Genomic DNA, 12,180 nt, shown 5'->3' on the forward strand with positions numbered 1-12,180 from the left:
ACTTCTTGCTTCAGAAACAACAAAATCCCGGCAAGCAGAATGCCAAATAGGCCGCTCCCGGGATTTCTACGCCAGACTTAACGAAGCTGGAACTGCGTGGTGGCGTAGTAGCGATTGTCAGCGGCACGCACCTGCCCGTATCCGACGGTCCCGTAATTAGGTCGCAACATATTCTCATTATGCCCAGCGGAAGCTTTCCATTGCTCAAAGTTCGCTTTTGAAGTGCCGGTAGAATTCTGCAGAATATTCTCGCCGACGTTCCAAGCATTGCCGTGCTCAAAACGCCCGGTCTCAGCCATAGTCTTCGACCATTCCCGCGACGTATCAGTCAGTTTCTGAGAGACAGTAAGGCGGTTCAAGCCCTTGGATTCCCGGTAATCATTGAGGCGTTTAATAAACGCTGCTTCGTGCGCAGTAAGCGCAACACCATCAACGATCACGTCACGCGCAGTATTGTTCTCTGAATTTACAGTCTGATGGTGCGCACGACCTTCCCCAGTTGTGCTTGAACCAGAAAATGAAGCAGCACTTACCACTGCTCCAGCCAAGGTAAGAACGGCCGCTAATGCGGTAAGCCCTGACATTATTTGTTGGATTGAAATCCTCACAGTTTTCCCTTTACTTTGAAAACAAAAATAACGACGAAGTCGTATATAAACCGGCAGATGATAAAAACCATACGTGCGCTGCGGTTTCTACTCGTGGCGGGACACGAAGAATTCACGCAAGGGGGTAAGTATCGGGGTACAACCAGGACACAAAAATCCCGGCGAGATAAACTTCGCCGGGATTTAAATAAGTTGAGGACTAATCCTGCAACAGAGATTTTTTAGGCAACGCCTTCGGCGACCTTGAATGGTGCGCCAGTAATTTCTTTGAGCTCGTCAAGGGTGACCTCGGGGGCCAGCTCAATAAGCGTGAGGCCTTCTTCAGGGTCAACATCGAATACTCCGTGGGTGGAGACAATCTTGTCCACACACTTAGCGCCGGTTAGAGGTAGTGCGCACTCTGCGAGAATCTTCGGGGTGCCCTTCTTAGTCACGTGGTCGGTCATCACGATGATGGTTTCAGCACCGTGGACCAAGTCCATTGCGCCACCCATGCCGCGGACCATCTTGCCGGGAATCATCCAGTTGGCAAGGTCGCCGTACTGCGAGATTTCCATCGCACCGAGAACTGCAACGTCAACGGAGCGGGAGCGGATCATCGCAAAAGAGGTCGAGGAGCTGAAGTAGCTCGCACCAGGCGCGGCAGTAATGGTTTCTTTGCCGGCGTTGATGAGTTCTGGATCCAGCTGCTCTTCGGTGGGGTATGCGCCCACGCCGAGGATGCCGTTTTCGGAGTGCAGGATAACTTCCTTATCAGCAGGAACGAATCCTGGCACCTTGGTTGGGATGCCAATACCAAGGTTGACGTACTGACCGTCTTCTAGTTCGGCAGCTACACGCGCCGCCATTTGATCATGTGTCCAAGTCATTAGCTCTGCACCGTCCTGTACTCAATTCCTGTTTCTTGCTCACCGACCACGACAACGCGGTCGACAAAGATGCCTGGCAGGTCTACTTCTTCTGGATCCAATACATCCACGAAGTGTTCTACCTGCGCGATGGTGACCTTGCCGCTCATCGCTGCATCTGGGTTGAAGTTTTCAGCGGTCTTGCGGAAAGACAGGTTGCCGTAGCGGTCACCCTTGTGCGCGTGAACCAGCGCGAAGTCGGTGCGGATACCGGTTTCCAGCACAAAGGTCTCACCGTTGAATTCGCGGGTTTCCTTAGGCTCGGAGTACTGAGCCACGGTGCCGTCGGAGTTATAGCGCATTGGCAAGCCGCCGTCAGCAACCTGGGTGCCCACACCGGCAACGGTGTAAAACGCTGGGATACCTGCGCCGCCAGCGCGCATGCGCTCAGCCAAAGTGCCCTGTGGAGTGAATTCCACGGTGAGCTCGCCTGCCAGGTAACGGCGTGCGTACTCCTTGTTGAATCCAATGTAGGAGCCAATCGAGTGGGAAATGAGACCGTCTTCGAGCAGCAAGCTCAAGCCGAAGCCATCAGCACCCAAGTTATTGGACACGATGGTGAGGTCATTTGGACCCGAAGCGCGTAGGGCTTCGATGAGCACGGTAGGAATGCCTACCAGCCCAAAGCCACCGACGGCGATCGAGGATCCCGAAACAATGTCTTGCACCGCCTCTGTGGCGGAATTAGTCCTTTTATCAACCATGTGCCTCATGCTACACTCAAGTTCATCATTAGTACAACGGTTCGCAATACGCACAATTATGGTGTGTGTGGCAACCTTGGAAGGAGAGTTATGACTAGTCCCTCAAGTGACTTCGTGCAGTCCTTTGCCCGAGGTCTCATGGTGATTCGCTCTTTTGATGCCACCGCGCCATCGCAGACCTTGTCGCAGGTGGCTACTGCAACCGGCCTATCCCGCGCGGCAGCTCGACGCTTCCTGCACACCTTGGTGGAAGAAGGCTACGCCGTAAATAATGACGGCCAATTTTCGCTCACCCCACGCGTACTAGAGCTGGGATATAGCTACCTGTCAGCACTTACTCTGCCGGCGCTGGCCCAGCCGCGGCTGGAAGGACTTTCCGCGCAGGTGGGCGAATCCTGTTCGATGTCGGTGCTTGATGGCACGGATATCCACTACGTCTCGCGTGTGGCGGTGCGCAAGATCATGACGGTCAACATCACCATCGGTACGCGCTTTCCCGCGCACTCGACCTCGATGGGCCGCGTGATTTTGGCCGGCATGCCGGACGCCGAGATTCGTAGCTTCTTGGATTCGGTTCCTTTGGAGCACGGTCTGACCCCGCGGGCATTGACAGATAAGGAGCAACTATTCGAAGAAATCATTGCTGTACGCAACCAAGGCTGGTCCTTGGTAGACCAAGAATTAGAACTTGGCCTGCGCTCTCTTGCAGCCCCGATCTTTGATGCTGATGGCAACGTCGTCGCAGCAATTAATATCTCGACGCAATCTGCGGTGACATCTGTACATGAATTAACCAGCAATTATTTGCCGGTGTTGCTATCTACCGCAAGCGAGATTTCCCGCGACCTGGTCATGGCCAGCAATTAATCCCTAATTTTCAAATACCTTAAATAAATGAAGGAGTCTTCAATGACCAACCACAACGATAATGACATTGTCTTTTGCTCCCCACTGCGTACTCCAGTGGGACGCTACGGCGGAATCTTCAAGGATATCCCGGTAGAAGATCTAGCTACCACCGTGGTCGATGCCATCGTGGAGCGCACCGGAGTCACTGCCAAGGACGTCGATGACATTATCTTGGGCCAGGCTAGCCCGAATGGTGCAGCACCAGCGCTTGGTCGCATCGTCGCGCTGAACTCGGCTTTGGGCAAGGAAGTACCAGGCATGCAGCTGGATCGCCGTTGTGGTTCCGGCCTGCAGGCAGTCATGACCGCGTCTGCGCACGTCGCAGTCGGTGCAGCTGACCTGATTATTGCTGGTGGTGCGGAATCCATGTCGCGCACCGAGTACACCGTTGACGGTTCCATCCGTTGGGGTGTCAAAGGCGGTGACATGCAGTTGCGTGACCGATTGGCTGAGGCACGTGAAACCGCCGGTGGTAAGAACCACCCGATTCCTGGCGGCATGATTGAAACCGCAGAAAACGTTCGCCGCGATTACAAGCTCACCCGTGAAGCACAAGACCAGATGGCAGCCGCATCGCATGAACGTGCTCTGAAGGCACAGGCAGAGAACTGGTTCGAGGAAGAAATCGTGCCAGTTACCGTTCCAGCCAAGAAGCGCGGCCAGGAGCCAACCGTTGTGACCACCGATGAGGGTCCACGCGAGGGTTCTACTCCAGAAAAGCTTGCTCAGCTGCGCTCTATCCGCGGCAAGATTGATGAGGAAGCAACCGTGACCGCGGGCAACGCGTCCTCGCAAAACGATGGCGCTGCGGCCATGATTGTCACCACCCGCAAGAAGGCTGCTGAGCTGGGACTTACCCCGATGTTAAGCCTCAAGGGCTGGGCTGTTGCAGGCGTTGCGCCAGAGACCATGGGCGTTGGCCCAGTTCCAGCAACCAAGAAGGCACTAGAGCGCACCGGCGTCAGCTTGGATGACCTGGATGCAATTGAGCTCAACGAGGCTTTCGCAGCACAAGCACTCGCTGTGCTGCAGGAGTGGGACTTGGCATGGGATGATTCCCGCCTGAACACTTGGGGCTCTGGCATCTCCTTGGGCCACCCAGTTGGTGCGACCGGTGCTCGCATGCTGGTGACATTGGCGCACCGCCTCAAGCGCGAGGGCGGCAAGCTGGGTCTTGCCACCATGTGCATCGGTGGCGGTCAGGGCATGGCAGCAGTTGTAGAAAAGGAAGGCTAGAAACACATGGCACAGTTGCACTTTGTTGAATACGGACCACGCAAGGCGGAGACTCCACAGGGCACCTTGGTGTTCATAGGGTCGATTGGCTCCACAATTGATATGTGGTTGCCGCAGCTCGATGCGCTTTCCGATGTCTTCCGCGTCATCGCCGTTGACCACCGCGGCCACGGCCAGTCCCCTGTTATTGAGGGTCCTGCCTCCATTACGGATCTGGCAAGTGACGTGCAAGAAACCATCGAAAAGCTCGGCGTTGACACCTACGGCGTAGTTGGTCTGTCCCTTGGTGGCGCGGTTGCGCAGTACCTCGCGGCTAATGATCCGAAGGTCACCTCGGCTGCCTTCTTGTGCACCGCACCGAAGTTTGGCACCCCAGAATCCTGGCATGAGCGCGCGCGGACCGTGCGTGCGGATTCCACCGCCGCGCTTGCCGATGCCGTCGTGGGCCGCTGGTTCTCCGAAGGCTGGATCGCTGAAAACCCCGCTTCGACTGCCTTCTACCGCAACATGATTGCTACTACCCCGGCTGAAGGCTACGCATCTTGCTCTGAAGCTTTGGCCGCCTGGGACTTCGCGGATGAACTCCCGAAGATTTCTGTCCCCGTGCTGGTTCTTGCCGGCGCCGATGACCCTTCTACCCCACCTGAGGTGCTCAAAGGCATCGGCGAAGCAGTCAGCGGCGAATCCACCTACGTGGAAATCAAGCCCGGTGCGCACGTGCCCACCATCGAGGCACCGCAGGAAGTCACCGACGCCCTGCGCGCGCACTTTACTAAATAAATATTCTCATCATGAGTAAGAGGAAGTCTGCAGGACGAACGCGCCTGCAGGCTTTTTCTTTTGCTCGTTTATTCACGAAGGGCTTGGGCGAGCGCTGCTGGGAGTTCGGTGCGGGTGCGAATGCGCAGCTTGCGGTAGATACGCGTGAGGTGAAACTCCACCGTCTTGGGCGAGAGGAAGAGCTGCGCGGCGATTTCCTTGTTGGTCAACCCGCTCGCGGCATGCTGTGCGACTTCTAGCTCCTGTGTCGTTAGCGAAGACACCGAATTTTGTCGCGGCCCCAGGCCGCCGGCACGGCGCTCTCGGTTGATCTTTTCTACATACGCATGCGCGCCCATGGATTGATAGACCTCGGCTGCGCGAGTTAAGTAGCCATCGGCGTGCCGGCGTCGACCCAACCTGCGTAGCGCCTGGCCGAAGGCAAAAAGCGTTCTGCCCTGATAGGGGCGCATGTGGGTATTAGCCATCATGTCGATGGCTTCTTCATACAGTTTTACCCCACGGTCAGCTTCGCCCAACACCAACGCTTGATGCGCACGCTCAGCGACCAGGCGGGCTTGGAGGCCCAGATTATTTACGCGGTTAGCATCTTCTTCTGCAACGCTGAGAAGCTCATCCGCTTCTTCCAGACGCTTAGTTTTTAATAGCACGTGAACAGCTAAGTCGCGCCATGGCCAAAATCCGGGCTGACTAATAGATTGTTTCTTATCTAACTCAATGAGCTGGTCTGTCGCACGGACAGCATCAACCATCTGGTTTTCCCGCAAGCCCGTGACCACGCGTGTAATCGCAGCAGGAACTTTCTGAATGACAAAGGCATCGTTGCTGATGATCAAACGGTTTCGGTAATCCGCAGCGATGGAATAATCACCCCGCAGTTGCGAAATGATCGCACCAGTCCACAGCAATAACGGATCAAGGAGGTCAATCCCGAAGTAATCGGATTGGAACAGTCCCTTTTCCACCGTGGCGAGCGCATCATCCCATTCACCGAGTAAGAACTCCGCGCGCGCAAGCCACGCAATCTGCCACAAATCGATACGGGTAGCGCCTTCTTCGCGTGGAAGCTGCTGGAGCTCTTGGCGGGCAGAAACCGGATCATCATTGGCCAGTTTGACCCAGCCCACGACCATATGACGGCGCTGGGCTAGAACTTGGGACTCCCCGGGCATAGCAGGCATATCGACATTTGTGCCGTTCAGTGCTGATTTCGCGACGTTGGCGATGTAGCTTGCGGACAAGGCGGGCTCTGATTCAGGTCCGCCCCATTTCACCGCTTCTTCTGCGGCATCGATAACACCCTGCGGATTCCAGTTAGCAATTTCTCCCAATGCTTTATGCGCAGCTAGCTGTGCACGTACTTCATCAGGCGCGTTTTTATCTAGCATCGCGTTGCTAAAACGCGACATAGCTTCATTGCGTCGTCCCTGGTGAATAGCCAAATAGCCCAGCAAGGAATCGCGCCACATACTTGGAGCCCGGGTGTCTAAGGTGCGGGCGCGATGGGCTACGGCGCGAATATTCGAGGAGGAAACTAAAGCTTCCATTTGGTTGAGCTCATACTGGCGTTGTTGTGCCTCAGTAGCAGCCAATTCAGAAGCTAACTGATAAAATTCAGCAGCTTCTTTCCAACGCCCGGCGCTGCCTAGGCTATCGGCGGTTTCTGCCAGCTCAGTGGCAACATTTTCGTCGTAGCTGCTTAAACCTCGCGCGCGGTGCACCAGCGCTTGTGCTTGATTTCCGCGGGCGGCATAAAATTCATGCGCACCTTTATGAAAAGCGCGTCGGCGCGCAGGGCCCACGATCCCGCCGACGGTGGACTTATCCTCCACCGCGCTAAATTCCAGCACCGGTGGAAAGACCCCGGCAACTACGGTCAGGATACCAGCATCAATAGCCGCTTCGATGGCCCAATCCACATCTTCGATATCCACCATCTGCTCAATGAGATCCAACGTTGCTGGTTCATCAACGCATGACAAGGCTTGGAGTACCAACAAGGTTTCTTCGCTAAGCCCCTGGGATTTTTCCTCCCACCGTTTAATCCATTGCTGCGGTATCTTAACCGTGATATTGCGGTTATTCCACGAATCAGCAGGCAGAGCCGTTAATAATTCATGTACTTTGCCCAAGTATCCGCCCGACATGGATTGGATGCGTTCTGCCAATTCCATCGGGATGCGCGCGCCGACATCTGACAGAGCAAAGGTTTGAACTTCCTCTACCTTCATGGGGGTTAGTTGCGCAATACTGTCTGCGTACGCCAAGTAAGGCGCGTTCGATGCCCCGGTAAACAAGACGATAAACCGGCCATCTCTTAATGTACTCAGCGCAGCCCCGATGGCCTCCACCGTGGATGCTTGCAACAAGTGCGCATCATCGATGTGTACCAACGTGGATGCAAAAGGCACATCCACCACGCCCACCATCGCTTCCAGTGGATCATCACTTGCAGCTTCAACATCATCGCGGCCGGATTCATTGAGCACCAAGTTAATGCGGTTGATAACTTCCTCAGTGCTCATATCCGAGGTAGCTGACATTGAATAGGCCGACCACCCACGAAGATTGCGCAGGATTGAACGCGCCAGCGAAGACTTGCCGGTCCCAGAATCCCCATGGATAGCTAGAATCTGGCCAATGCCTGGGCTTAAGTTGTTAATCTCCGACATCACCTTTTGGATCTCGGGACGGGCCAATAACGACAGATCAATTCCGCCGCGCTGCGATTTATTAGTGGCCATTGAAGTCATTTTAGAAGAAAAAGCCGTCGTCATATGCAAAATGACAGGCTGCATAAGCTTCACTGATAGAAGCTCGTGCAGCCTGTCTACTTTCTGTACTCGAAATGGACCTGGAAGAACGTTTAGACCATCAGTAGGTCTTAGCCCTGATCACCGCCGGAAACCGGAAGCACAGAACCGGTAATATAGCTTGCTTCCTTTGATGCCAAGAAGCAGATGGGTGCGGTTTGCTCATCCAAGGTGCCATAACGCTTCATCAAAGATGACTCCACGGTCTGGTCAACAATTTGCTGGTACCACGCCTTCTCTTGCTCATCATCAGGCAATGGACCGCGCTGTACTGCGCGCGCTGGCGCCAACGTACCACCTGGTGCTGCGGCAGCGATGCGCACATTATGGTGTGCTGCTTCGTGTGCAAGTGCTGAGACGATGCCGTTGACACCACCTTTGGCTGCTGCATAAGGCACACGGTTGATACCGCCAGTTGCTGTTGATGACACATTGACGATAACGCCCTGACCATTATCTTTACCTGAGTAGGTATCGATCAGTGCTGGCAATACCGCCCGGCACATCCACAGCGTGGGGAAGAGAGAACGATTGATTTCCTTCTCAATCTCCTCCGGCGTGTAGTGCTCATAAGGTTTTGCCCAGATGGTGCCACCGACGTTATTAATAAGGACATCCACGCGCCCGGCCTTTTCTAGTGCAAAGTCCACGGCGGACTGTGCGCCAGCAAAGGTTTCTAGGTCAGCGGTGGTGGAATACACCTTGCCCGCTCCAGTGCCGGCAAGCTCTTTCGCCTTGTCGTGCACCAGCTCAGCGCGGTCTACTAAGACCACCGTGCCGTCTTCGCGGGCAACGCGCTGGGCTACGGCAAAGCCGATGCCCTGGGCTGCGCCCGTGACAATAACAATTTGGTCTTTGAAACGCTGCGGGGTGAAAATTCCTTGTTCATCGGCGGCGCCGCCCACTGGCATCGTCATCTAAACACCGACCTTTTCTGCGACCTCTTCAGCCTTTTCCGCAACCTTTTCGCCAGTTTCAGCGGCACCAGGCTGCTGATTAGCGTTGAACTTCTCGTAGTAGAAGTTCAGCGGTGGGGTGTCGTGGCCGTCGAAGTACTTGCGTACTGCTTCAACCATTGGTGGTGGGCCACACAGGTAGGAGTCAGCTTCGCCCTCAGCGAGGTGCTCGGTCGGATCCATGTGGTCGGTGACGAATCCGCAACGCTCGTGGCCTTCTTCTTGAGAAAGCACGGTGAAGAAGTCGAAGTCATCGATGCGATCCTTGTATGCAGCGATCTCTTCCAAACGGACCAGGTCCTCGCTGGTGTTAGCACCGTAGATGAGGCGCACTGGGACATCGAGAAGATCGTCGTTGGCCAAAGCTTCCATGATTGACATCACCGGTGCAAGGCCCGTACCGCCGGCCAGCAAAAGCACTGGCTGCAGTGGCTCACGCAGGAAGAAAGAACCCATTGGGCCTTCAAATTCCAACTTGTCGCCGACCTTCGCCACGTCCTTGAGCCAGTTAGTCATCAAGCCATTAGGGGTGTTCTTGATCAAAAAGCCGATCTTGTCTTCATCCGGACCGGTAGCAAAGGAGTAGGAACGAGTCTCTTCAGAGCCAGGCACCGTGATGTTGATGTACTGGCCAGGCAAGAAGTTCAGACGCTCACGGTCTTCTACCTCGAGCTCCAGCTCAAATACGGTGCCGGAAAGAGCTCCAACCTTGGTTACTTCTGCGGTGAAAGTTTCCGGACCGGTCTTTGCCAGAACGGAAGTGGTACGAATCTGCAAGACCATGTCGGAGCGTGGCTTTGCCTGGCAAGGCAAGCAGAAGCCGTTATCCAGCTCGTCCTGGGTCATTGCGTCATCTACGAATTCGCCTTCATCGAAGTCGCCGGATTCACAGAATGCCTTACAGGTACCGCAGGCGCCGTCACGGCAGTCGAAAGGAATGTTGATCTTGGACTGGTAGGCAGCATCTGCAACGGTCTGGTCTTCGGCACACGGAATGAACTTGGTAATTCCGTCTTCAAAGGCCAATGCAATCTTGTGCTCGGTTTTAGTAGACATAATCATGTCCTCCTTTTAAGAATTTCAGGGTCCGAAAAATCGGCTGTGGTCTGCGGACTAGACCATGTAAACGTCGACGATGTGGTGAATGAAGTCATTGCGCAAGATGATGCGCTGCTTCTTAAACAGTGGCTTGCCAGTGGAAAGGTCCAAGGTGGCAAACGTAGTGCCGAAGTAGTTATCGGTGGTCTCGTAGCGGTAGTAGTAGTTGGTCCAGTTAAAGCGGATATCTACTTCGTTCTCGCGACGCTCCAGGATTTCCACGTTGGTGATGTTGTGACCAGTGCGTGGGTCTGGCAAAGAGGTAGCCGACGAACGCTCGGTGCGGATACGGAAGATACGGTCTTCCAGACCTGCGCGGTTCGGGTAGTAAATGAGCGAGATTTCAGACTGTGGGTCTTCGGTGAGTTCACCGTCATCGTCCCACGCGGGCATCCAGTACTCGGCGTCTTCGGTGAAGCATTCGATCCACTCTTCAAAGTGGCGGTCATCGAGCAATCTGGCCTGGTAGTAGAGGAAGTCTTCTACTTCCGTGCGGGTAATTTCCTGGGTCATTAGTGCTTGCGACATGGTGGGTAGACCTCTCCGTATGTAGAAGGTTGAGAAAAAGAATCTGTATGAAAAGTGCCGGCGTGCAGTTGCTTATCGACGACGGGAGCGGCGCGAACGACGTGGTGCGCCCTCTCCGGAGGCAGCCTTTTCTGCGGCTGCTGCTTCAGCGGCTTCCTTGCGTGCGGCAGCGGCGAGTGCATACTCACGCGCGGATTCAGTTGCGGCCTTTTCATCGAAGAGATCCTTGTTGACAGAAGCGTCCATCTTGACCGCAGCGCGCATGACGTCTTCCCAGTAGCCGTGCTGGATTGGGTACAGACCTTCGTCTTCGGTACGTGCACCAGAGGAGAGAACCTCGTTGAGCTGCAGCTTCTGAGCCAACTCATTAGGACCACTTTGCTGCTGGTGAAGACCACGGGTCATGTCATTCCATGGGAACGAGGTAGCCAGGTAGGTCTTCTGGCAGGAACGGAACTCTTCCAGGTCATCTGGAGTAGCCATGCCGGTCGCGTTAAAGAAGTCTTCGTACTGACGGATGCGGTTTGCACGGTTAGCTGGAGATTCGCCCTTGGGCGCGATGCAGTAAATGGTGACCTTGGTCTTATCCACAGAGATTGGCTCGAGGCGTCGGATCTGAGTGGAGAACTGGTCCATGATGTAGACATTTGGGTATAGGCACAGGTTGCGGGATGCGCCCACCATGAAGTTTGCGCGCTCTTCACCGTGCAGTTCTTTTAGTTCGCTCAGCCGGTCATACACTGGGCGGTCTTCTGGGTTTGCCCATTGGCTCCACAGCATGAGGTGGCCATTCGGGAAGGAGAAGTAGCCGCCACCCTGGTTGCCCCACTCACCAGCACTCATCGCGCGGGTTTCATTCTTGGACTCACCGGAGTCACGACGCGATGTAGTTGCCGCATAATTCCAGTGAGTGGAGGAAACGTGGTAGCCATCCGCACCGTTTTCAGCCTGCAGCTTCCAGTTACCGTCGTAGGTGTAGGTAGAAGAACCACGCAGGACTTCCAAGCCTTCTGGGGACTGGTCAATGAGCATGTCCAAGACAGCACGTGAATCACCGAGGTGTTCTTCCAGGTCAACTACGTCTGGATTCAAAGAACCAAAGAGGAAACCGCGGTAGCTTTCAAAGCGTGGAACACGGCGCAGGTCGTGGCTGCCGTCCTTGCGGAAGTTTTCTGGGTATCCGCCGGTTTCTTCGTCCTTGACCTTGAGCAGGCGGCCATCGTTGGAGAAGGTCCAGCCGTGGAAAGGGCAAGTGATCGTGGTGCGGTTATCGGTCTTGCGGCGGCACAGCATCGCACCGCGGTGGGAACATGCGTTGATCAGTGCGTTGAGCTCGCCGCCTTTGGAGCGAGTGATCATGATTGGCTGACGGCCAATGTTAGTGGTGTAGTAGTCGCCAACATTTGGAATCTGGGATTCGTGCGCGAGGAAGATCCAGTTGCCTTCGAAGATGTAGCGCATTTCCAGGTCAAAAAGTTCCTGGTCGGTAAACACCTTGCGGTTGACGCGAACAACGCCTTCTTCAGGACGGTAGTCCAGTGCGTTTTCCAGTGTTTCATCTACCGAATTACGGCGCGCTTGTACAGACATGTGTACGCTCCTTTGAATTTTAGCCTTGGGGACTTACATCGTCTCCACGG

Annotated in this window: 11 protein-coding genes; 3 read left to right on the top strand and 8 right to left on the bottom strand. The window is 55.0% G+C overall.

What is annotated here, in order from left to right; all coding sequences use genetic code 11:
* Nucleotides 1-77 precede the first annotated feature (77 nt).
* The 3 genes from C5Y44_RS12195 to C5Y44_RS12205 all read right to left on the bottom strand — a co-directional run bounded on the left by C5Y44_RS12195 (nt 78) and on the right by C5Y44_RS12205 (nt 2,220).
* Nucleotides 78-608, bottom strand: a complete 531-nt coding sequence (locus tag C5Y44_RS12195; protein ID WP_146108504.1) for a CAP domain-containing protein — start codon at nt 606-608, stop codon at nt 78-80.
* Nucleotides 609-829: 221 nt separating this feature from the next.
* Nucleotides 830-1,477, bottom strand: coding sequence for a CoA transferase subunit B (locus C5Y44_RS12200; RefSeq protein ID WP_105325177.1), 648 nt, complete (start codon nt 1,475-1,477; stop codon nt 830-832).
* Complete coding sequence (locus tag C5Y44_RS12205; protein ID WP_105325178.1) at nt 1,477-2,220, bottom strand: CoA transferase subunit A; 744 nt, start codon at nt 2,218-2,220, stop codon at nt 1,477-1,479. The genes C5Y44_RS12200 and C5Y44_RS12205 overlap by 1 nt, the downstream gene beginning before the upstream one ends.
* Nucleotides 2,221-2,310: 90 nt before the next feature.
* Between C5Y44_RS12205 and C5Y44_RS12210 the strand changes: the two genes are divergently transcribed.
* The 3 genes from C5Y44_RS12210 to pcaD are packed head-to-tail and all read left to right on the top strand — an operon-like array spanning nt 2,311 to nt 5,145.
* Complete coding sequence (locus C5Y44_RS12210; protein WP_105325179.1) at nt 2,311-3,087, top strand: IclR family transcriptional regulator C-terminal domain-containing protein; 777 nt, start codon at nt 2,311-2,313, stop codon at nt 3,085-3,087.
* A gap of 42 nt (nt 3,088-3,129) precedes the next feature.
* Complete coding sequence (locus C5Y44_RS12215; RefSeq protein ID WP_105325180.1) at nt 3,130-4,365, top strand: acetyl-CoA C-acetyltransferase; 1,236 nt, start codon at nt 3,130-3,132, stop codon at nt 4,363-4,365.
* A 6-nt stretch (nt 4,366-4,371) separates the two neighbouring features.
* The gene (pcaD, locus tag C5Y44_RS12220) at nt 4,372-5,145 is read left to right on the top strand and encodes a 3-oxoadipate enol-lactonase (protein ID WP_105325181.1); all 774 of its coding nucleotides are present in this window, start codon (nt 4,372-4,374) and stop codon (nt 5,143-5,145) included.
* A gap of 68 nt (nt 5,146-5,213) precedes the next feature.
* Here pcaD and C5Y44_RS12225 read toward each other — a convergent pair whose 3' ends face one another.
* The 5 genes from C5Y44_RS12225 to benA all read right to left on the bottom strand — a co-directional run bounded on the left by C5Y44_RS12225 (nt 5,214) and on the right by benA (nt 12,130).
* A complete protein-coding gene (locus tag C5Y44_RS12225; RefSeq protein ID WP_158255486.1) occupies nt 5,214-7,889 on the bottom strand; it encodes a LuxR C-terminal-related transcriptional regulator in 2,676 nt (891 codons plus the stop codon).
* Between the two features lie 140 nt (nt 7,890-8,029).
* A complete protein-coding gene (locus tag C5Y44_RS12230) occupies nt 8,030-8,875 on the bottom strand; it encodes a 1,6-dihydroxycyclohexa-2,4-diene-1-carboxylate dehydrogenase (protein ID WP_105325183.1) in 846 nt (281 codons plus the stop codon).
* Entirely contained in the window at nt 8,876-9,970 is a 1,095-nt protein-coding gene (gene benC, locus C5Y44_RS12235) for a benzoate 1,2-dioxygenase electron transfer component BenC (RefSeq protein WP_105325215.1), read from the bottom strand.
* 57 nt (nt 9,971-10,027) lie between these two features.
* Nucleotides 10,028-10,540, bottom strand: coding sequence for a benzoate 1,2-dioxygenase small subunit (benB, locus tag C5Y44_RS12240; protein ID WP_369831096.1), 513 nt, complete (start codon nt 10,538-10,540; stop codon nt 10,028-10,030).
* A gap of 72 nt (nt 10,541-10,612) precedes the next feature.
* A complete protein-coding gene (gene benA / locus C5Y44_RS12245; RefSeq protein WP_105325184.1) occupies nt 10,613-12,130 on the bottom strand; it encodes a benzoate 1,2-dioxygenase large subunit in 1,518 nt (505 codons plus the stop codon).
* Nucleotides 12,131-12,180: the final 50 nt, after the last annotated feature.

The organism is Corynebacterium sp. J010B-136 (assembly GCF_002967075.1).
Taxonomy (GTDB): Bacteria; Actinomycetota; Actinomycetes; order Mycobacteriales; family Mycobacteriaceae; genus Corynebacterium.